This window comes from Halococcus saccharolyticus DSM 5350, from assembly GCF_000336915.1.
Classification (GTDB): Archaea; Halobacteriota; Halobacteria; order Halobacteriales; family Halococcaceae; genus Halococcus; species Halococcus saccharolyticus.
Genome location: NZ_AOMD01000023.1, coordinates 20,629 through 41,284 on the forward strand (window position 1 = coordinate 20,629; position 20,656 = coordinate 41,284).

The following is a 20,656-nucleotide window of genomic DNA, read 5'->3' on the forward strand; positions in this document are numbered from 1 at the left end:
GATGTGTATAAGAGACAGGTGTGGTGGTGACCGACCTGGTCCTCGCGGGAGGCCGACTCGATGGTGCCGGACACGCGGAGTCGGTTGGCGAACTTGTGGAACTCGCTCTCGTCGACGGTAATGGTTACCGACATGGGCTCGCGCTCGCCGCCGGTGTCGCGCATGCGGTCGTCGTCGCGCTGGATGCGCCGCGTGGTGTCGCCCGAGACGAGGTCACCAGGTTCGAGCACGTAGGAGAGATGCCAGAGGTCGTCGAGGCTCTCGGGCACGAGCGTCCAGCGCTCGCGCTCGCCCTCGACGCGGGTACGGCCGTCGATGCGCATAGTAGGAACGAGCGCTCGGAGGGTAAGTGCGCTGTCGTTCGTTGGGCTGGCGTCCAATCCAGCCGAAAAAAAGCGTTCGGAAGTGAGCCGCAGTGCTCAGACGGCGGGCTGTTCGTCGGTGCTCTCGCGAGTCTCGACGGGCCGGAGGTTCCTCCATGTGCGGCCGATGACGTAGTACGCCGCTACCGAGGCGTAGAAGGACACGAACAGGCCCGGTACCGCGCCGAGGATCGGGATCACGGCGTTGAGCGCCCCGGCGATGATCCCGCCGCCGACGATCACGCCGAGTGCGAGGAGCCAGCCAGTCGCGTACGCCCCGCTGAACAGGATCGGGCGAAGCGTGCCGAAGTCGAACCCGGCGGCGAGCGTTCCGCGCTCGGCGAAGTTCACGGTCGCGGCGGGGATGACGTACCACGCCGCGAGCCCGAGGACGAACGTGATCGCGAGACCCACGAGGAGGCCGAGGACGCCCGCACCGACTGCGGCCGATCCACCGTCGACGGAGCCGCCGGTGGCGATGGCGACCGCCGAGCCGCCGATCAGCACCGCACCGACGACGAACGGAACGAACCCGTAGACGATCGCGATGACGGTGGCTTTCAGCCCCTCGATGCCCATCCGTCCCCAGTCGTCGAAGACCGGTGCGGTTTCGTCACCCGCGGCAGTCCGACGGAGAACCCGAACGAGATACCCGTTCACGAAGAAAACGGGGATCAGGAGGAAGCCGAACACGGACAGCAGTCCGCCGATGAGTACGGTTACGAGTGCGTCGTCGCTGTTTCTGAGGTAGTTGAGTGCGTCGCTGATCATAGTATCTCCGAGACCGCTACTCGCCGCTGGCGGTGCAATCTCTGTCGCTTAATACGACCGATGAGGAGATATAGTTATCGGTGGTTTCAGCAACTGAGGCTGCCAGTTGTTCCAGTTGAGGATGACGGGTCGGATGGCAAAGACGAAACAAGAGTTATACCGACGCGAACTGATTCACGAGTGACAGCCGATGGACGGCACAACGAATGCGGGTGGCGATCGCTCGCTCGCGCCGGACGGGGGTGATTCGCACATCGATACAGGGGAGTCGACCCTCGAAGTGGACGCAACGGACGGCCGACAGGAGCCGATCCCGAGCGAACGATCGAGCGGTTCGGCGGCGAAACAGCCCCTCGATTCGGACGAGGTTTACTGTTGGAGCTGTGGTGTCCCGATCAAATCGGCCGCAGAGATCTGCCCGAAGTGTGGCGTCAGACAGCGCCCACCGCCGTCGACGGGCCAGGAGAAAAGTCCCGGTCTCGCAGCGCTCGCCTCGGCGGTCTGGACTGGAGCCGGCCAGATCTACAACGGCGAGGTCGGCAAGGGTATCGCGCTGATGGTACTCATGTTCTTCTCCGCGCTCGCAACGCTCGTGCTGATCGGTCTCATCACGACGCCGCTTATCTGGGGGTACAGCATCTACGACGCATACCGTACCGCGGAGCAAACCAACCAGAAATCAACCCGGCCAACCAATGAGTTCTGAACGCGAACGGAGTCCCGACGAGGTGTTCTGTCGCCACTGCGGTGAGGCGATCAAGATGCGTGCCGAGGTCTGTCCGCACTGTGGCGTCCGAAACGAGCAGTACAACCGCTCGGTGGGCGAAACGAGCGACTCGGCCGGCGGGTTCGGGGGATCGACGGGTTCGATAAGCGATTCAACCAGCGGCACCGGTCTGGAGTCGAACGTCGCGGCCGCACTCTCGTACGCCCTCGGGTTCGTTTCCGGGATCGCGGTTTACGTGCTCGAAGACGACGACAGCTATGTCCGATTCCACGCCGCCCAGAGTATCGTGGTCTTCGGCGCACTCGCCATGGCGAGTGTCGTGGTCGGCGCGGTGTTCGCCGCCGTCAGTTCGATCGCGGGACTGTTGAGTGGGCTCATCTCACTGGCAACGCTCGGCCTCTGGGTGTTTCTGATGGTCACTGCGTATCAGGGCGAAACTCGCCGGATCCCGGTCGCGGCCGACGTCGCTGACGAACTCCTTGCCGGTTCGGGTGGGACACGTCAAGCGCCATCGGACAGTCAGTCCGGGAAGAGAACGGAAACAGCAACAGAGACGGACGCACTGGCGGCACTTCGACAGCGCTACGCCCGTGGGGAGATCGGTGAGGCGGAGTTCGAACGCCGGCTCGAACGCCTGCTCGAAAGCGAGGACGTCGAGGGGAACCACTGGCGTGAGCCGGCCGAGACGGAACGATTGCGCTGAATCAGTAGTGACGGCGCTCTCCTTGACACCTACTCCTCGGTCATCCGGCTGCCGCCGGGCGGCAGGAACTCCGCGATCAGGTCGGGGCTCGCGACCTTCCGGACGAACGACGTGTCGGCGAACCGCTCGCGGAACTCGCGATAGAGGCGCTTCGCCGCGTCGTTCTGGGCGTACTGACCCGGTTCGACGGTGATCGACGTTTCGGCACGCGACTCGATCGCCGTCGGTGGTCCGCCGATCACGCGGGTTTCGGGCTCGCAGACGATCCCGACCGCGACCCCGACCGCAGTATCCCGGAAGTAGGTCCGGTCGCCACGGATCGCGAACCCACCCTTCTCCAAGTATTCACCGCTTTCAGGCGTCTTCGAGACCTGGTCCGGGCTCGCCATGTACGCGTCGCCGGCGAACCGTCCGTTCTTCCAGACCGACGAGTACGAGACCGCGAACTGCGCGGTCTCCTCTAAGGTCGACTCGGAGAACTCGACTTCCTCCGTGGGCTCGCTCGGCCCCGTCGCCTTCAACACCGTGACCGGGCCACCGCGGGCCTGGGTGTGGAAGAACCGATCGCCACGTTCGAGGTACTTCTTCACGAGATCTTCGTTCTGGTCGGCGCTGCGCCCGCCGAGCACGAGGAAGCCGTCGCTCGTGCGGAACCATCTGAATCGCTCGTACCACTGTTCGTTCTGCCTGACGGGGATCGACCGACGGGTGAGCCAGTCGATGTCCTCGTCCTCGTCGGTGTCGGTTGATTCGGTCTCGTTCTCGTCGGCAGATTCCCACTCGTCGCGGCGGCGCTGGAGTGCTTCGAGTTCCGCGCGGGTTTCGGCGACTGCCTCCTCCGCGCCCTCCTTCTTGCCCACGACGCGCTTTGCCTCCTTGTAGAGGCGATCCGCGTTCTGCTCGACGCCGTCTCTGGGGTCGAGTTCGACCGACCGACCGTCGATGTCCACGGTCACGGTCCCCTCGCTCGGTGTGACGCCGTCGACGGCCTCGGCGGCCGCGATTCCGCGGTCGGCTCCCTCGGCGAAGCGCTCCTCGATGTCGTCCCAGCCCGTGCCCTGCTCTCGTGCGTTCCGGACGGTCGAGAGGATCTCGTCGACGAGATCGTAGTGGGCGTACAGCGACTCGGCCTTCGCGCGCTCGGCGTCGGCCTGGTCCTCGAAGTCCTCGATCGCGCCCTCCTGTTGTTCGATGATCCGCTGCTGGCGCTCGATGTCGTCCTCGAAGTCGGGGCGCTCCCGGCCGCCGCCCTCCTCGTCCTCGGTCGTGTCGAGCGCCACGAAGTACGCGTCGAGCGCCGCGGTGAACGAGTCGAATCCTTCGCTGTCGAGGTCAGCACGCTCCTCCAGCGGGAACGGCGTCACGTCCACAGGTTGGTCGTCCTCACGGTAGAGGCGGGGCTCGAACGCGCCGCTCGAAAGCTGGTCGGTGAGGCGCTCGGTCGCCTCGTAGAGCGCCGAAAATTCCTCCTCGTCCGAATCCTCAATCGCGCGTTCCTTTTCGACGCCAGCGCGGGTACAGAGCTCCTCGGCGTACAGCCCACCGAAGTTCAACTGTGTGGCGAGCGTCCGCACGAGGTCGGTGTTCGACTCGGCCATCCGTGCGGCGAACCCGTCGCTGTCGACGGCGAGCGGGTTGAAGCGCGAGGAGGGGAACTCGTAGGTCGCGCCAGGTGCGACGGTCCGCGATTGGAGCCGGACGGTGTTGAGGCAGTCGACCACCTCGTCGTTCGCGTCGAGCACCGCGACGTTACCCTCGCCGAACAGCTCGGCCACGATTTTCGTATTTTGGTCCTCGCGCTCGAACTCGAACGTGAGCACGCGATCGAAGCCGAACTGCGAGACGCCAGCGAAGTCCGCGCCGGAGAGTCGGTTCCGGAGCATCTTCGCGAAGCCTGGCGGCCGACCGGGCGCGTCGGGAACGTTGTCGGGATCGACGACGTGGGCGCGCTTGGTCTCGCCGACCTCGATCAGGAGCTCGACTCGACCGCGGTCGAAATCACGGAGCTTCAATCGGAGGAGATCGTCGCCGTAGAGATAGGCCTTGTCGAGCTTCGCGCCCGCATACGTCCCGAGTTCGGTGACGAGGGCGGCGAGGTCGACGCTGGTGAGCTCGCGCTTCGGGTCCATACCCCGGCCTCCGGACGGCCCGGAAAAATGGGTGTCGCTATGCGGGGGACGGTCGGATCGACCCCCCGAACCTCACTCGCTGTCGCTGCGGAAGGACCGCAGCGAGACGAGCGCCACCACCAGCTGCACGGCAGTCGTCCGGCGGTCCGCGTTGAACAGGTCACGGAACCAGTCTTTCGTCCACGGGAGGAGCCCGAGCACGACCTCGGCGAGGAGGGCGACAGCCACGATGCCCGAGTACGACCGTCCGCGCCGCGACGCCCCTGCAGCGATGCCCGCGACGCCGACCGCGATGTGCTCGACCGCGTGCAGTCGGTTCATCCCCACGAGCCCGAGGACGCGCTCGCGCGAGAGCCCTCGGACGCCGACGGCCGTGAGGAAGAGGCCGAGTCTGGTCGCGAACCGGTCCTGGCGAGTCGGTGTCTCTTCGCTCATCGCTTCGATCATGCCCCCGAGTGGCATAATCCCATCGACGAACCACGAACGACAGTGCCCTCGGCCGAGATTTCGTGTGCCCTCACTGGTGGTGGCGCGCGGGAGTGCGTCGAAGACGCACGACTCGCGCGAGGGATGAACGAAGCGAGCGTCGCGAGCGGAGAGAATCGGTTGGGGAGGGTGTGGCTTGCGGTTCTCATTTGTGACAGGAGTCGGCTTCGTGTACCGGTAGCCAGTGGTCACGACATCAGCCGATTCGCGATCCACTCACCGGTGTCGAGCCCGTTCCGGAGCGCGAGGTGGACCCGTCCCTCGCCCGCCACCCAGTCGCCAGCGAAGAAGAGATCGTGCTCCGCGGCGCGGTCGAGCGGCTCGGCCGCGACCGCGCCGCCTGGCTGGGCGTAGCGCCAGCCTTGATAGTCGGTCCAGTCCGGGTCGGTGAGGCGATCGTCGTCAAGCAGGTCGGCGGTGAGGTCGGCAGCGTCGGCGACGGTTTCGGCGGGCGGGTCGTCGATCCGATCGGCCGACCAGTCCGCTCCTAGCTGGACGATCAGGAGGCTCTCGCCGTCGGGGACGTGGCCCGGTTTGCACTCCTCGCGCGAGCACCACCCGATCTCGTGGTCCTTGTCGGTGTTGACCAGCGCGTAGTACGGCCGATCGATCTCGAAGGAGTAGTGCAGTACCGCGGTAATAGTCGGCCGGAAGGATACGTTCCGGATGGCGGTTTCGAGGTCACGACGGAGGTCGTCGTCCCATTTGGTGGCTGCAAGTAGGTCGGCAGTCTGCGGTGCGGGCGGGGTGAGAAGCAGCGAATCGTATCGGCCGAGATCGGTGCCGTCGGTGTCCGCGAGCGTCCACCCCCCATCGACGCGCTCGATACCGCCGACGCGAGTCGACTTCTCGATCGTGACCTCGGTCCGACCGAACAGCCGCTTCGCGAGCTGGGTGATCCCCGCACGGTAGGTCCACTTGTGGTCGTCGACATCACGACCCTCGCTGACCGTCCCGCTGGCGTCGAACGTCCAGATCGGGCCCTCGGCCTCCACCAGGCCATCAGTGTCGAGGATTTCGGTGGCGAGTTCGGTCACTCGAAAATCCTCGTCTTTGAAATAGTTCGCACCGTGGTCGTACCGACAGTCGTTCTTGCGGCGGGTGGCGGCACGGCCGCAGACTCCACGGCTTTTTTCGAAAACGGTGACCTCAGCCACGGTGTTTTCCAGCGCGTACGCCGCCCCCGCACCCGCCGCGCCCGCCCCAACGATAGCGACCGTTGCTTCCTGTTCGTTCCCGTGATCAGTCATCGAGGTATCGATACACACGGATCGCTTAACTCGCCGTCGATCGGTGGCCTCGGTCACGCGCTACAGCAATCACTTCGAGCCGTCCAGAATCAGTGTACGAATCGTGAAACCGTCTCCGCACCACGGGGTTGCGGTCCGTTGCGTGGCATCACCCGTATGACCTTGCCCCACTACCGTACTTTCACCCCACCGTAATAAATGAACTGGCCGATCTCGGGTATGTATACCGCTCGCACAGTCGTTTTCGTGGCAAATCCCTATTCATCGATCAGTTCATCCAACGATCGCTCCGCCGTCGATTCACTCGGTCGAGCGGTTCGAGGATGAAAGCTGTCGAGGCACCTCATAACCGCTTCGAGACGTACGGGCCGTCCTGGTGGTAGCCGCGATCGTGGTAGTACTCGCGCGCACCGATGCCGCTGATGACGCTGAGTTTGTCGAAGCCCGTGCCGGCAGCCATCGACTCGGCGTGGTGGAGGAGCTTCTCGCCGTAGCCCCGGTGTTGCCAGTCCGCGCTCTCGTCACCGACCTGTACCATCGATCCGTAGACGTGGAGTTCACGCACGATCGCCGCGTTCTGTAGTTCGCGTCGCACCGGGTCGTTCGGGAATCGAAGCCGACAGAAGCCCACCAGCAGATCGCGATCCGGGTCCTCGTAGCTGATGAAGTGTTCCGTGCCACCACCGGATTCGTACGTCAGAACGTCGCGCTCGACGTTCGCGGGCGGCTCGTCGTTCATTCCGACCTCGCGACACCGGATGCAGTCACACGTCCAGTCGTGCTCTGTCATCCGCTGGCGCGCGAGCTGGCGGAGGTTCGACTTCCAGACACCCGCGTCGATGAAGTCCGCCGGGATGTCGCGCTGGACCCGCTGGAGCCGGACGTACTTCGGAATCATCGACTTGATCTCGGCGACCAGCTCGGCGGCGGTCTCGTTGTCGAGTGGCTCAAAGTCGTCGCGTCGCCACATGTCGTAGGTCGCCGTCCCGCGCACGATCAGCATCGGGTAGATCTTGAGGTAGTCCGGCCGCCACTCGGGCTCCTCGAACAGCCGTCTGAAATCTTCGATGCACATCTCGCGATCCATCCCGGGCTGGCCGGGCATCATGTGGAAGCCGACTTTGAACCCCGCATCCCGGAGCCGGCGGTTGGCGTCGACGGAGGCCTTCGTGCCGTGGCCGCGGTGCATCGCGCGGTTGATCTCGTCGTAGGTGGTCTGGACGCCGACCTCGACCTTCGTTCCGCCGAGGTCGAGCATTCGATCGATCTGCTCCGGGTCACACCAGTCGGGCTTGGTTTCGAACGTCGTCCCGATGTTCCGGACACGACCGCGCTCGTTTTCGGCGATCACGTCTTCCAGATACTCGAAGTCGTACTCCTCGGGGTCTTGGGCGAAGCTCTCGGTATCGGAGGGATTGGGTTCGGCCTCGGGATCGAAGTCGTTCATCGCCTCCAGTGCGCGCTTCACGAACCACTCCTGGTAGTCGTGGCTCCGGGCAGTCATCGTTCCGCCCATCAGTATCAGTTCGACCTTGTCGACGGGATGGCCGATCTCGCGGAGCTGGTTGAGTCGGAGGGTGACCTGGCCGTAGGGATCGTAGTCGTTCTGGACGCCGCGCGCCGCGGCAGGCTCGTGGCCGGTGTAGCTCTGCGAGCTCGAAAACTCCGAGTCGGGGCCGCCGGGACAGTAAAGACACTTGCCGTGGGGACAGCCCTGCGGCGAGGTCATGATCGCCACCGGCGAGACACCGGAGGCAGTCCGAACGGGTTTTCGCTGGAGCACCTCTTCCAACTCCTCGCGCCGGCCCTCGGGCGCGCGATCGAGAAGCTCGGAGTTCTTCGGCACTTTCGGCGAGGAGAACTCCGCACACGCCTCGCGCTTTGCGGCCTCGACGCCGTCGCGTTCGAGGTCTCCCTCCAGAATTCGCTCGATCAGCGCCTCGCAGGTCCGCTCGAATGCCTCCGATTCGGTTGGGTCGGTCGTCTCGGTGCTCATCGGGTCGTTGTAAGGAATCGCCGCGTCGCGCGAATAAGCCTGTTGTTCGGGTCGACTACGCCCCGTCCATCGCCCGTTCGAGAACGTGCTCGATGAACGACGACTTCGCGTCGGTGTAGCTCTCCCGATCGTCGGGATGTGCGTCGGCCAACCGGCGTTTCAGTTCCTCGTACTCCGCCGCGAGCCCGGGATGAGATCGGAGGTGATCACGGAACACGACCTGTTCGAGATAGCAGTCGCTTGCGTATTCTGCGAGCGAGAGATAGTGCGTTCGGGCGGTTCGTGGCCCCTTCACGAGGAACAGTCGGTCCGGCACGTCGTCGTTCGATCGGTGTTCGTACCCGTGGTTTTCGAGTACAGCAACGAGGTCGGCCTCCGCATCGAGATCGTCGACGACCGCCAGCATGTCGATGATCGGTTTCGCCGCCAGCCCCTCGATCGCGGTGCTCCCGGCGTGTTCGAACTTGACCACTCGATCGCCGACGAGCGATTCGAGCCGTTCGACTTCCGCCGTGTACTCTCGCTTCCAGCCAGGGTCGTACGGGACGAGTTCGACCGTTCCTCGTTCCAGTCCGACCATCGCCGACTCAGTCGGCGATCCAGTCGGCGAAACTGCTGTCGCCGATGATGGTCTCGGTCTGGCGATCGATGTACGCACGCTGCATCCCGTGGATCGCCGCTGCGAGATCGTCGCCGTCGTCGAGTCGGCGGCGGACCTCGTGGCGTTTCCAGTCCGCCGGCGTCGTTCCGTGGCGGGCGCGCTGTCGGAGCGGCCAGAGGTACTTCGCAGCCTCGTCCTCGGAGAGACCGCGTGAAGTGAGGCCGTCCTTCGCGTGATCGAAGACATCGGTGTAGATCTCGTCGTAGGCAGTGGTCTCGCGGCCGTCGTTCGTCACCCACGTCAGTTCGGCGTCGAGACCGTCGTGCATCGCGGCGTAGAAGTTCTCGTGTGCGGCCTGCCAGTCGAGCCCTGCGACCGGGTGTTCGCGGCGCGTCAGGCTCTCCATCAGCCCCGCGAAGGCGGCCTGGAACGCGATGGTGTCTCGCACGGTCGGCTGGCCCGCGATCGGGCGGAACTCGATCCGGGCGTTCGCCGAGGACTTGCTCGACCCCTCGAACACCGGCCGTACCCACCGCCAGTAGGTGCCGTGTTTCTGTCGGAAGGTGGCGAAGGCGTCGTCGAACCGGTTCGATTCCTCGATCGGCATCGGGACGATGGTGTCGTCGGCCGCGATCCGATCGGCCGCCTGTTCGGTGGAGTCGAGATCGCGGGGGAATCGGACCTTCCCGGTGCCGCTGTTGGGGTTCAAGATCGCCTCGAAGACGTGAATTCGGTGACTCATCCAGGCGTCTTCGACGATCCGTTCAGCCGGTGCATCGTCGTAGAGATCCGGTGGGAAGAACGGGGAGTTGACGCCGAGCGCGAGGAGCGGACCGGCGATCCGGAGCGCATAGCGGAAGTAGTCGGGGAGATCGGCGGCGTGTGAGACCTGATAATGGGGTTGGATCGACGTGATCAGACTCTCGGGCATCACGGTTTTTGCCGAGAGCGAGACGTGGGGCGCATCGAGATTCATTCCGACCGCGTCCGCGCCCGCGGTGTTCGCCATGGCGTGATACCGGACGGAATCACTCATGTTCGAGGCGATCCGGACGCCACGGTCCTCGACGCTTCGCGAGAGATACTCGCCCGCCGGCTCACCCTCCGGCGGAATCGTCCACATTCCGTCGCTGACGAGTCGCAGCCCCGAGGAGCGTACGCAGTCGAGTGCGGTCCGGAGCCGGGCGCTCACCTCCGCCTCTTGGGCTGCTAACCCATGTGAGTTGAGCGGCTGTGGACTGGTGCGCATCTCGGCGTTGTGGAGCCCGAGTTCCTTCTCGAACCCGATGAACTCCAGCAGGCGGCGCGGAACACGCGCGAGTTCGCTCGTCTCGCGGTTGACGCCGTAGAACTCGTATTCGAGTCCCACGATCGCCTGGGGGTTGTCGAACGTCCCAGCGTCGAGTTCGCGCTTGATGACCTCGGCTTCCTCCTCAGCGCGGCTGCGGAAGTCGCTCGCATCGACCGCGAGCACGTCCTCGACATCCGCCGCGAGATCCGATCCTGACATGCCTCGCCGTGTGCGAGCGAGCGTCTTTAACCCCGCGGCTGGCGTCCATGATCGGTTCGCCCGTTCTCAGTTCAGAGCACGCCCATCGCGTCGAGTCGCTCGGGCAGATAGGTGTCAGTCACGAAGTCGAGCCCGCGTGCGGCGAGGGACTGCTGTTCGGCCTTCTTCTCGATATCGAGCTGGAGTTCGATCTGCTCGCGCCAGTAGTCGGTCTGGAACCGGGGATCGGTGAGTTCGCTCTCCAGTGCGTTGATATCGGAATCGCTGAGCGGGTCCGTCGGGAGATCGTACTCCACGATGTCCTCTGGCTGGATGCCGATGAACTGTGCCTCCGGCGTGGCGAGGTAATCCGAGAGATGCGCGGACTTGATCGAGCCGTAGGCCACCGATCCGTAGATCCGATAACTCCACGGGTCGCCGTCAGTGAACACCACCACGGGAAGATCGAGTTCGTCGTGGAGGCGTTTCGTGATCCGTCTGGTCGCCCGCGCGGGCTGGCCCTTGAGGTGGACGACGATCGTCCCGTAGTCGTCGTCGAACCCGTTTTCGACGAGTCGGTCGCGCATCCCACCCGTCTCGACACAGAGCACGAACTCGGCGTCGTGATCGAGAAACTCGATCGTGTCGGGGTTGTTCGGGATCTGGTACCCACCCTCGCCGACGTCCTCCTGACAGTGGATATCGCGCTCGCCCCGGCGGGTCTGCTCGCGGAGGTGGAGCGGTCCCATCAGCGTCGCGCCGGATTCCTCCGGGCGCATGTGGAAGTCCTCGCGGGTCACTTTCGAGACGATTTCGAGGTCCTCGATCAGCTGGTTCGACTCGTCTTGATCGTTGAACTGGGCCTCCTCCTCGTCCCAGCTTTCCGAAAGGTAGTAGAGTTCACGGAGGGTCGACGAGCGGTCCGCGTCGAGCTGATCGGCGAGGAACTCGATGGTGTAGATCGCCTTCAGCAGCTTGCGCGCGCCGCGGACCGAGTTCGCGCTGCGGGTGCTCTGGCGGTCGCCGTAGACCCAGACGTCGCTGCTCTCGTCGTACTCGATGTTGGATTTCGTCCGCGTCGGGATCTCCATTGCGGGGATCTCGCCCGCGGCGAACTGGTCGTAGAACTCGGCGGCGAGGTCGATCAGTCGCTCGCGCGCCGATTCGTCGATCTCGGGTGGTGTGTCGGTGCTCATGGGATTGGTAGAGTCGGTGAAATCAGGCGTTGTTTGTGAGTTTCTCGCGTTCGACGCCGGTGACGTCGAGGTCGAAGCTGGCGTCGCCATCGACCTCGTATTCGAGGACGCTCTCGTCGTCGCTCCCCACCTCGGGCGACCACTTGATGAACCACTCGCCGTCCATCTCGACGACGCGCGCGCCATCCGAAACCGCCGACGGCTCCGCCGAGACGATCTCGGTCACCTCGGGTGATTCGTTGGTCCCGGAGTGGTTCTCGACGACGAGTTGCACAGTTCCGTTCTCGACGTGGCGCTCGACGAGCACGTTGTTCATGATCCTGGCGAGCGAGTCGTCGATCTCCAACTGCTCGCGTTCGGTGACGTCGGCGAGCTTCTCGGCCATCCGGGGCAGGACCGTCGAAAGCACGTCCTGTTTCTGCCGACGCTGCTGCATCGACTGGCGCTTGTTGAGGTAGCTCTTCAACTCGCGGGCAGCCTCCCGGACCGCGAGCTCGATCTCGTCCTCGATCTCCGGGACGTTCGCGATCGCGTCCTTCGATTCGCTCGTGAACGGGACGTTCGTGGAGGCGACGTGGATCATGATGACGGCGGGACCGTTCGGGAGCCCCGACCCGCCTGGTTGGTCCAATCCGTAGTTCCGCCAGCCGATCCCCTTCAGGACGTCGGTGGTCGCACACGCCCCGCGCTGGTAGACGAGTGGGACGCGGTTCGCAAACCGCAGCAGTTCGATGCCACCCTCCGCGGCGAGTTCACCGCCGTAGGCGATCCCCGCCTCGACGATGAACGGATCGCCGCCGTGGACGCCGGCGTCCCGCGTTGCGGAGGCATAGAAATCGGCGTCGAACTCCTTTTCGAGCCCTGAACGAACGAGATCCGCCGTAATGGGCGAGAGGCAGTCCGTCGGCGGCGCGATGATGTCGGTCTCGCGCATCGCATCGAGCAGTGCACTCGCAATATCGCGATCGTCGGCGATCGCTTGCACGTTCGGGGGGTCGTCCGGAACGGTACGACACACGTTCCAGATCGCCGCGACCACGTTCTCGCGTGCAGTCCCGCCAAAGGAGACGTCGTCGCGCTCGGCAGTCATATCCGCGGCCCGGTCGACGTATCCCCGGAGAGCGTCGCGGGTCACCCGATCGCGTTTCGAACTCCCATCCCCGTCGCCGTCGAATTTCGCGCTCAACCGTCCAGCGAACGACTCAACGACGGCGTCGTCCTTCCGCGTGCTCGTCGCGTCGTCGACCAGCGCGTAGAGGTCGGCGTCTCGATCGGTGCGAAGCGCGTTCCATGCGGCGGCGACGGCCTTCTCCTGCACCGTGTCCCCGAAGGTGGTTCCCGTGTCGGCTTCGGCAGCGTCGGCCGCGCTTGCGACGATCTCCACGAGATCGTGGTAGGCGAGCCGTTCACGCTCGGCCACGCGGTCGGCGACCGCTGCCGCGAACGTCTCGGTCGCCTCGCGGCCCTTGTTCGCCACCGCGTCCGCGACCGCACTCTCGACATCCACATCGACGTGAGCGCCGGGCGTCCGCCACGCCATCTCGCGGCCGTAGTGGTGATCGGCGAACCGCTCGATCACGCTCGTCGCGGTCTTCGCGCCGACGCGGGTGAACTCCTCCTGGAGGAACCCCGAAATGCTGTACGAATCGGTCGCATCGAGCATCTTGAGCAGCGTGCCGAGCTCCACGCCGTGGGGATGCGGGCGGATCTCTTCGGTTTCGGCGGGGAGCTGGTCGGTCGCGCGCTCGGCCTTGAATTCCCCGTTCGGCTCGCGGAGCTCGATTCGCGCGTGAGGGTTCACGACCGCGGTGTGCTTGACGTAATCTCTGAGTTGGGAGCGCGCGCGCATGTTCGCCTCCATTTCGAGCTCGATCCGCGTCCCATGTGGACGGTCCCACGTCGTGGTCTCGTCGACCGAGACCTCGGGCTCGTTGGTGTCAGTGTCGATGATGAGCTCGAAGTACTTCGCCTCCGAACTGCCCTGGGTCCGGCTCGTGACCTTCGCGGGCTTGCCGCTGGTGAGTTGGGAGTAGAGCACCGCCGCCGAGATCCCGATCCCCTGCTGGCCCCGGGCCTGCTCGCGCTTGTGAAACCGGGAGCCGTACAGCAGTTTCCCGAACACCTTCGGCAGCTCCTCGGCCGTGATCCCGGGACCGTTGTCCTCGACGACCAGCCGGTAGTAGTCGCCGACTTCCTCGATTTCGATGTAGATATCGGGGAGGTGGCCGGCCTCCTCGGCGGCGTCGAGGGCGTTGTCGACGGCCTCTTTCACTGCGGTGACGAGGCCTCGGGCTCCGCTGTCGAACCCGAGCATGTGCTTGTTCTTCTCGAAGAACTCGGCGATGGAGATCGCGCGCTGGCCCTCCGCGAGCTCGGCGGCGACCCCCTCCTCGTCGAGCGTCGACTGGAGCGAGGGCATTGCCCGCTCTGCGGGCCGGGAGAGGTAAAACCCCGCGATAGCTCCCCGGAAGTGAAACTGAAGCCGTTTCGCCCCGGTGGAGCGACTGAAATGCTATCGCGGAACCCATCGCGAAATCGGTCGTAGGGGCACCGAGGCCGCCTCTCGCTTCGATTATACGTTCTCGAAATGGATAGCGATCCGAGAGGACACCACACCACGCGCACGACGACGGAAAACCGATCGACGGCGGCGTCATGCGCGCTCGCGCGCGTGCGAGGGTTTTATTGTTCCCGGAGGCCTACCGACGGTAGATTCAATGTCTCACGACGAGTACGGAGCCGGACAGATTCAGGTACTCGAAGGGCTCCAGGCCGTCAGGAAACGCCCGGCGATGTACATCGGCTCGACCGACGCTCGCGGTCTCCATCATCTGGTCTACGAGGTGGTCGACAACGCCATCGACGAGGCGCTCGCCGGCCACTGCGACTCGATCGAGGTCACGATCCACGACGACGAGAACCCCTCGGTCAGCGTGACCGACGACGGCCGCGGGATCCCAGTCGACGAGCACGAGGACGGCAAGTCCGCCCTCGAAGTCATCATGACCGTGCTCCACGCCGGTGGGAAGTTCGACAAGGAGTCCTATCAGGTCTCCGGGGGCCTCCACGGCGTCGGCGTCTCGGTGGTGAACGCGCTCTCGAAGTGGGTCGAAGTGACGGTCAAACGCGACGGCGCGGTCTGGGAACAGCGGTTCGATCACGGCGCGCCCGAGGGCGAGATCGAGCGCGTTCGCGACCTCCACGAGGACGAGGAGACTGGGACCGAACTCCAGTTCTGGCCGGACGACGCCATCTTCTCCACCACGACGTTCGACGCCTCGACGCTCGCGAACCGGCTCCGCGAGCTCGCCTTCCTCAACTCCGGCGTCGAGATCGAACTCCACGACGAGCGCGACGAATCACGCGAGCGGTTCCGGTACGACGGCGGGATCCGGGAGTTCGTGGTCTATCTCAACGAATCGAAGAGCGCGCTCCATGAGGACGTCATCTACTTCGAGGACGCCGCCACGGTCGAGGACGGCGAGGTCGCGGTCGAGGTGGCGATGCAGACCACCGACGAGCTCCAGGGATCGATCCACGCCTTCGCCAACAACATCAACACCCGCGAAGGCGGCACGCATCTCACCGGATTCAAGACCGCGCTGACGCGGGTCGTCAACGACTACGCCGGCGACAACGGTCTCCTGAAACCCCTCGACGGAGAGAATTTGAAGGGAAGCGACATCCGCGAAGGACTGACCGCAGTGATCTCGGTCAAACACCCCGATCCGCAGTTCGAGGGCCAGACCAAGACCAAGCTCGGCAACGGCGAAGTGCGAGGAATCGTCGAAAGCGCGGTCCACGAACACCTCGACACCTACTTCGAGGAACACCCAGACACCGCGAAAGCGGCTATCAGCAAGGCTGTCGAGGCCGCGAAGGCCCGTCGGGCGGCGAAGAAAGCGGAGGAGCTCACCCGCCGGAAGTCGGCGCTCGAATCCACCGCCCTCCCAGGCAAGCTCGCCGACTGTCAGACCCGCGATCCCGAAGAAGCCGAACTGTTCATCGTCGAGGGCGATTCGGCGGGCGGCAGCGCGAAACAGGGCCGCGACCGCGAGTTCCAGGCGATCCTCCCACTCTTTGGCAAGGTGCTCAACGTCGAAAAACACCGGCTGGATCGAATCCTCGAAAACGACAAGATCCGGAACCTCATCACGGCAATCGGCGCAGGCGTCGGCGAGGAGTTCGATATCGACGACGTGCGCTATCAGAAGATCGTGATCATGACCGACGCCGACGTCGACGGCGCACACATCCGGACGCTCTACCTCACCCTGCTCTATCGCTACCTCACGCCGCTGATCGAGGCGGGGTACGTCTACGCCGCTCAGCCACCCCTCTACCGGGTGCGAAACGGCGGCGAGACCTACGACGCGATGACCGAGGCCGAGCGCGACCGGATCGTCGAGGAGGTCTGCGGCGGGACGCCGGACCAGGTCCAGCGGTTCAAGGGGCTCGGCGAGATGAACCCCGATCAGCTCTGGGAGACCACGATGAACCCCGAAAACCGCATTCTCAAGCAGATCACGCTGGAGGACGCCGCCGCCGCGGACAAGATGTTCTCGGTACTGATGGGCGACTCCGTCGAGCCACGCCGGGAGTTCATCAAGAGCCACGCGACCGACGCCGACTGGGTTGATATATGACCACTTTTTGCTGCGCTCGGTCGCTTCGCTCGCGCCTCGCCCTTCATCCGCCAGGCACCGCAACTGCCCCACCGCCGCACCGCGGCGGCCGACGCGCCACGAACACCGTTTCGATACCCACAAAACTGAATTATGAGTTCTGACATCCCCCAATCCAATCCGAACACGGCCGCGGACATCGAGGCCGTCCGGATCGAGGACGAGATGGAACAGTCGTACATCGACTACGCGATGAGCGTCATCGCCGGACGCGCGCTGCCCGACGTCCGCGACGGCCTCAAACCCGTCCACCGGCGCATCCTCTACGCGATGCACGAAGAGGGCGTCACCAGCGGGTCGGGCCACCGGAAGTCCTCCTCCGTCGTGGGCGACACGATGGGTGATTACCATCCCCACGGCGACAGCGCGATCTACGACGCGCTCGCCCGGATGGCCCAAGACTTCTCGCTGCGCGCGCCCCTCGTCGACGGCCAGGGCAACTTCGGGAGCGTCGACGGCGATCCGCCCGCCGCGATGCGGTACACCGAGGCGCGGATGAGCCCGATCGCCGAGGAGTTGCTGGCTGACCTCGGGAAGGACACCGTCGACTTCCAGCCGAACTACGACGACCGCCTCGAAGAGCCAGGCGTCCTCCCCTCGGCGTACCCGAACCTCCTCGTCAACGGCTCGTCGGGCATTGCGGTCGGGATGAGCACGAACGTCCCGCCGCACAATCTCGGCGAGGTGATCGATGCCACGATCCACCTCATCGAGAACCCCGACTGTGTCGTCGAGGATCTGATGGAGTACGTGAAGGGCCCCGACTTCCCGACCGGTGCCGAGATCGTCGGCCGCGAGGCGATCCACTCGGCATACACCACCGGCCGCGGCCGGGTCCGGATGCGCGCGAGCTACGAGATCGAGGAGATGGGGGATCGGGAACGGATCGTCATCACCGAACTCCCCTACCAGCAGAACAAGGCCAAACTCGTCGAACATATCGCCGACCTCGTCAACGACGGCACGCTCGAAGGGGTCTCCGATCTCCGCGACGAGTCCGACCGGGACGGCATCCGGATCGTGGTCGAACTCAAGCGGGGCGCACTGACCGATGTCGTCGAGAACCAGCTGCTCGAACACTGCCTCGAAAAGACCTTCGGCGTCATCAACCTCGCGCTGGTCGACGGCGAGCCCCAGGTGCTCGATCTGAAGGAGTTGTTGAGTCACTACCTCGATCACCGCCGCGAGGTCGTCCGTCGGCGGTCACAACACGACCTCGACGAGGCCGAGGAGCGTGCCCACATCCTGGAGGGACGGCTGACCGCGCTCTCGAACGCCGATGACGTGGTCGAGCGGATTCAGGAGGCCGCGGACCGCGATGCGGCCAAAGCCGCCCTCCGCGAGGCCTATGACTTCTCGGAACGCCAGGCCGACCACATCGTGCGGATGCAGTTGGGGAGTTTGACCGCACTCGAAGCCGAGGAGATCGAAGCGGAGTACGAAGACGTCGAGGCCGAGATCGAGCGCCTCGAAACCATCCTCGGCAGCGACGCCGAACTCGATCGAGTCATCACCGAGGAGCTCCGCGAGGTCCAAGACGAATACGCCGACGACCGACGGACGCGAATCGTCGAGGACTACGGCACCGTCACGCGCGAGGACCTCATTCCCGACGAGGAAGTCATCGTGGTGATGACAGAAAACGACTACATCAAGCGGATGCCGGCGAGCGAGTTCGACGCCCAGGGCCGGGGCGGCAAGGGGATCATCGGCACGAAGCTCAAAGACGGCGATCGCGTCTCGGCAGTGTTCCGGGCGAACACACACGACTACCTGCTCTCGTTCACCAATCAGGGGTACGTCTATCGGCTGAAGGTCTACGAGGTGCCCGAGATGGGCCGGACCGCCCGCGGGAAATCGGCGATCAACCTCGTGGATCTCGACGACGGCGAGGACATCACCGCGGTGGTGGCGACCGACGACCTCGGTGAAGAGGAGTGCCTCACGATGGTCACGCGCGAGGGGTACGTCAAGCGAACCTGCGCGACGGACTTCGAGAACATCCACTCCAACGGGCTGATCGCCACCCGGCTGGAGGAGGGTGACGAGCTCGTCGATGTCGAAGTCACTGACGACGATGGCGATCTTCTGATCGCCACCCAGCAGGGAATGGCGATTCGATTCCCCAAGGACGAAGCCAGAGAAATGGGGCGGAGCGCACGCGGCGTCAACGGAATCAAACTCACCGGAGACGACGCGGTCGCCGGTCTCGTCGCTGCGAGCGACGACACCGACCTGCTGACCGTCACCGAGAACGGGTACGGCAAGCGCACCCCGATGGGCGAGTACCGCACTCAATCGCGCTACGGCAAGGGGCTGAAGGACATCAAGACCAACGAGCGCAACGGACGGGTCTGCACGGTCGAAACCGCCACCGCCGACGACGACCTCGTAGTGATGAGCGAGGGTGGCCAGATCATGCGGACTAGGGTCGGCGACATCTCGACCGTGGGCCGGAACACGATGGGTGTGACGGTGATGGACCTCGACGCTGGCGACCACGTGGCCTGCGTGGACGTTCTCTCCGGCAGCGACTGACTATCTGACGAGTTTCTGATCCGCGAAGCGGCGATTTTCCGTGTTTCGACAAGTGATGTGAGCGACTGCTGACTCGAAGGATTTGCGGGACGGTTTCGGTACCTGGCGGATGAAGGGCGAGCGAACGAAGTGAGCGAGGGCTTCGGCGGTGCTGTGCGGTGGCGGTAGTCACCAGCGGTTGTACCGTGAGCGAACGAGCGTAGCGAGTGAGCGAGCAGGTGTTTTTGATCCACATTTTTGCGAGGAGTGGTGGGCGAGCGAGTGCAACGAGCGAGCGCACCCGACGAAGTAAAAAGGTGGGGTCCGGAAGCGATTTGTGACTCGGGTCCGGAGCGTCGAACGAATGGAACTGTTCGGGTCGAGTGGTATCCGTGGAGTGGCGAACGAGACGGTAACGCCGAGCTTTTGCCTCCGGGTGGGGATGGCGGTCGGCACGGTCGTGGGCGGCGAGCGGGTCGCGGTGGGTCGCGATACGCGCGCGACCGGCGGGATGTTCGCGAACGCGGTCGTCAGCGGGCTCCAGAGCGTCGGCTGTGACGTCGACCGGCTTGGAGCGCTCCCGACGCCGGGCGTCCAGCTGTACGCCGAGCGCGAGAGCGTACCGGCGGTGATGATCACCGCCTCGCACAACCCACCCGAGTACAACGGGATAAAGCTGGTCGGTGCGGACGGGATCGAACTTCCGGTCGCGGAGTTGGAGCGGATCGAAACGGCGCTCGACGAGGATGGGTTCGCCCGCGCACGGTGGGACGAGACTGGCGACGCACGATCGATCGAGGGTGTCCGCGAGGCGTACGTCGAGGAGGTCGTGGACGCGGTTGACCGTGATCGGATCGCCGATGCGGACCTGACCGTGGCGCTCGATCCGGGTCACGGCGCTGGCGCGCTGACCAGCCCGAAGATCTTCCGCGAACTCGGCTGTTCGGTCGTTACGGTGAACGCCCAGGCAGACAGCCACTTCCCCGGACGAGATCCCGAACCGGTGCCAGAGAACCTCGGCGATCTCGGACGATTGGTGCGCGCCGCCGACGCCGACGTGGGGATCGCCCACGACGGCGACGCCGACCGGGCGATCTTCTTCGACGAGCGCGGCGAGTACATCGAGGGCGACGCCACGTTCGCGGTGCTCGCTGCCGGAGTGCTCGACGCCGACGCGACGACGGTCTCGGCAGTCACAGCCTCCCAGCGCCTCGTCGACGTGGCCGACCGGGCGAACGCGACACTCGAACGTACCCCGGTCGGGAGCACGCAAATCATCTCGCGAGTGCGTGATCTCGAAAGCGAGGGACGGTCGGTACCGGTGGCGGGCGAGGGTAACGGCGGCGTGCTCTTCCCGAACTACCGGCTCGCACGCGACGGCGCGTACACCGCTGCACGCTTCCTCGAACTCCTCGTCGACCGGCCAGCGAGCGAGATCGTCGCCGACGTCGGCGACTACCACAACGTTCGGACCACGGTCGACTACGAATCGGACGCCGAACGCGAGGCGCTGCTCGCCACGGTCGCGCGCCACGCCGAAGCGAGTCCGGGCGAGCTCGATACGACGGACGGCTACCGACTCGACTTCGGTGACGCGTGGGTGCTCGCCCGCGAGAGCGGCACCGAGCCCGTCGTCCGGATCTACGCCGAGGCGCGCGAGGCCAGCCGTGCTCACGATCTCGCCGACGATCTCGAGACGGCGCTCGAAGCTGCACTCGCCGACGCATAGCGTTCGTTTCCTCTC

General features: G+C 65.0%; 14 protein-coding genes and 1 pseudogene (1 of these 15 cut by a window edge). 5 read left to right on the plus strand and 10 right to left on the minus strand.

The annotated features are described in order from the left end of the window. Window positions 1–323: pseudogene (locus tag C449_RS10185) on the minus strand (pelota family protein); it reaches 666 nt to the left of the window's first position. Window positions 324–419: 96 nt separating this feature from the next. After that, window positions 420–1,133 (minus strand): DUF4013 domain-containing protein, encoded by a 714-nt coding sequence (locus tag C449_RS10190; RefSeq protein WP_006077931.1) that lies wholly within the window; start codon window positions 1,131–1,133, stop codon window positions 420–422. A 190-nt stretch (window positions 1,134–1,323) separates the two neighbouring features. Here C449_RS10190 and C449_RS18520 point away from each other — a divergent pair, with 190 nt between their 5' ends. Together C449_RS18520 and C449_RS10200 are read left to right on the plus strand one after the other, a co-directional pair. Further along, entirely contained in the window at window positions 1,324–1,839 is a 516-nt protein-coding gene (locus tag C449_RS18520; protein WP_006077932.1) for a zinc ribbon domain-containing protein, read from the plus strand. Further along, the gene (locus tag C449_RS10200; RefSeq protein WP_006077934.1) at window positions 1,829–2,563 is read left to right on the plus strand and encodes an SHOCT domain-containing protein; all 735 of its coding nucleotides are present in this window, start codon (window positions 1,829–1,831) and stop codon (window positions 2,561–2,563) included. The genes C449_RS18520 and C449_RS10200 overlap by 11 nt, the downstream gene beginning before the upstream one ends. A gap of 29 nt (window positions 2,564–2,592) precedes the next feature. Here the strand turns inward: C449_RS10200 and rqcH are convergent, their stop codons facing one another. The 8 genes from rqcH to C449_RS10240 form a co-directional block, all read right to left on the minus strand. Next, window positions 2,593–4,692 (minus strand): ribosome rescue protein RqcH, encoded by a 2,100-nt coding sequence (gene rqcH, locus C449_RS10205; protein ID WP_006077935.1) that lies wholly within the window; start codon window positions 4,690–4,692, stop codon window positions 2,593–2,595. 72 nt (window positions 4,693–4,764) lie between these two features. Next, window positions 4,765–5,127, minus strand: a complete 363-nt coding sequence (locus tag C449_RS10210) for a DUF4383 domain-containing protein (protein ID WP_241430105.1) — start codon at window positions 5,125–5,127, stop codon at window positions 4,765–4,767. Between the two features lie 239 nt (window positions 5,128–5,366). Further along, the gene (locus C449_RS10215) at window positions 5,367–6,428 is read right to left on the minus strand and encodes an NAD(P)/FAD-dependent oxidoreductase (RefSeq protein WP_049914067.1); all 1,062 of its coding nucleotides are present in this window, start codon (window positions 6,426–6,428) and stop codon (window positions 5,367–5,369) included. Window positions 6,429–6,771: 343 nt separating this feature from the next. Then, window positions 6,772–8,424, minus strand: coding sequence for a tRNA uridine(34) 5-carboxymethylaminomethyl modification radical SAM/GNAT enzyme Elp3 (locus C449_RS10220; RefSeq protein WP_006077938.1), 1,653 nt, complete (start codon window positions 8,422–8,424; stop codon window positions 6,772–6,774). Window positions 8,425–8,479: 55 nt separating this feature from the next. Then, entirely contained in the window at window positions 8,480–9,004 is a 525-nt protein-coding gene (locus tag C449_RS10225) for a GrpB family protein (protein ID WP_006077939.1), read from the minus strand. Window positions 9,005–9,011: 7 nt separating this feature from the next. Further along, window positions 9,012–10,535, minus strand: coding sequence for a hypothetical protein (locus C449_RS10230; protein ID WP_006077940.1), 1,524 nt, complete (start codon window positions 10,533–10,535; stop codon window positions 9,012–9,014). A gap of 71 nt (window positions 10,536–10,606) precedes the next feature. Further along, entirely contained in the window at window positions 10,607–11,710 is a 1,104-nt protein-coding gene (locus C449_RS10235; RefSeq protein ID WP_006077941.1) for a DNA topoisomerase IV subunit A, read from the minus strand. A 22-nt stretch (window positions 11,711–11,732) separates the two neighbouring features. Continuing rightward, window positions 11,733–14,129, minus strand: coding sequence for a DNA topoisomerase VI subunit B (locus C449_RS10240; protein ID WP_006077942.1), 2,397 nt, complete (start codon window positions 14,127–14,129; stop codon window positions 11,733–11,735). A gap of 298 nt (window positions 14,130–14,427) precedes the next feature. On the opposite strand from C449_RS10240, the gene gyrB reads away from it, so the two are divergent. The 3 genes from gyrB (at window position 14,428) to glmM (ending at window position 20,641) form a co-directional block, all read left to right on the plus strand. After that, a complete protein-coding gene (gene gyrB, locus C449_RS10245) occupies window positions 14,428–16,356 on the plus strand; it encodes a DNA topoisomerase (ATP-hydrolyzing) subunit B (RefSeq protein ID WP_006077943.1) in 1,929 nt (642 codons plus the stop codon). Between the two features lie 132 nt (window positions 16,357–16,488). Beyond that, a complete protein-coding gene (gene gyrA, locus C449_RS10250; protein WP_006077944.1) occupies window positions 16,489–18,933 on the plus strand; it encodes a DNA gyrase subunit A in 2,445 nt (814 codons plus the stop codon). 343 nt (window positions 18,934–19,276) lie between these two features. Beyond that, entirely contained in the window at window positions 19,277–20,641 is a 1,365-nt protein-coding gene (gene glmM, locus C449_RS10255; RefSeq protein WP_006077945.1) for a phosphoglucosamine mutase, read from the plus strand. Window positions 20,642–20,656: the final 15 nt, after the last annotated feature.

What these genes read in the sequence shown, in the direction of transcription:
- gyrA (WP_006077944.1), top strand. Translation starts at nt 16,489, where the DNA reads ATGAGTTCTGACATCCCCCAATCCAATCCGAACACGGCCGCGGACATC.
- rqcH (WP_006077935.1), bottom strand. Translation starts at nt 4,692, where the DNA reads ATGGACCCGAAGCGCGAGCTCACCAGCGTCGACCTCGCCGCCCTCGTC.
- C449_RS10215 (WP_049914067.1), bottom strand. Translation starts at nt 6,428, where the DNA reads ATGACTGATCACGGGAACGAACAGGAAGCAACGGTCGCTATCGTTGGG.
- C449_RS10225 (WP_006077939.1), bottom strand. Translation starts at nt 9,004, where the DNA reads ATGGTCGGACTGGAACGAGGAACGGTCGAACTCGTCCCGTACGACCCT.
- C449_RS10220 (WP_006077938.1), bottom strand. Translation starts at nt 8,424, where the DNA reads ATGAGCACCGAGACGACCGACCCAACCGAATCGGAGGCATTCGAGCGG.
- gyrB (WP_006077943.1), top strand. Translation starts at nt 14,428, where the DNA reads ATGTCTCACGACGAGTACGGAGCCGGACAGATTCAGGTACTCGAAGGG.
- C449_RS18520 (WP_006077932.1), top strand. Translation starts at nt 1,324, where the DNA reads ATGGACGGCACAACGAATGCGGGTGGCGATCGCTCGCTCGCGCCGGAC.
- C449_RS10190 (WP_006077931.1), bottom strand. Translation starts at nt 1,133, where the DNA reads ATGATCAGCGACGCACTCAACTACCTCAGAAACAGCGACGACGCACTC.
- C449_RS10230 (WP_006077940.1), bottom strand. Translation starts at nt 10,535, where the DNA reads ATGTCAGGATCGGATCTCGCGGCGGATGTCGAGGACGTGCTCGCGGTC.
- C449_RS10210 (WP_241430105.1), bottom strand. Translation starts at nt 5,127, where the DNA reads ATGAGCGAAGAGACACCGACTCGCCAGGACCGGTTCGCGACCAGACTC.
- C449_RS10235 (WP_006077941.1), bottom strand. Translation starts at nt 11,710, where the DNA reads ATGAGCACCGACACACCACCCGAGATCGACGAATCGGCGCGCGAGCGA.
- C449_RS10240 (WP_006077942.1), bottom strand. Translation starts at nt 14,129, where the DNA reads ATGCCCTCGCTCCAGTCGACGCTCGACGAGGAGGGGGTCGCCGCCGAG.
- C449_RS10200 (WP_006077934.1), top strand. Translation starts at nt 1,829, where the DNA reads ATGAGTTCTGAACGCGAACGGAGTCCCGACGAGGTGTTCTGTCGCCAC.
- glmM (WP_006077945.1), top strand. Translation starts at nt 19,277, where the DNA reads ATGGAACTGTTCGGGTCGAGTGGTATCCGTGGAGTGGCGAACGAGACG.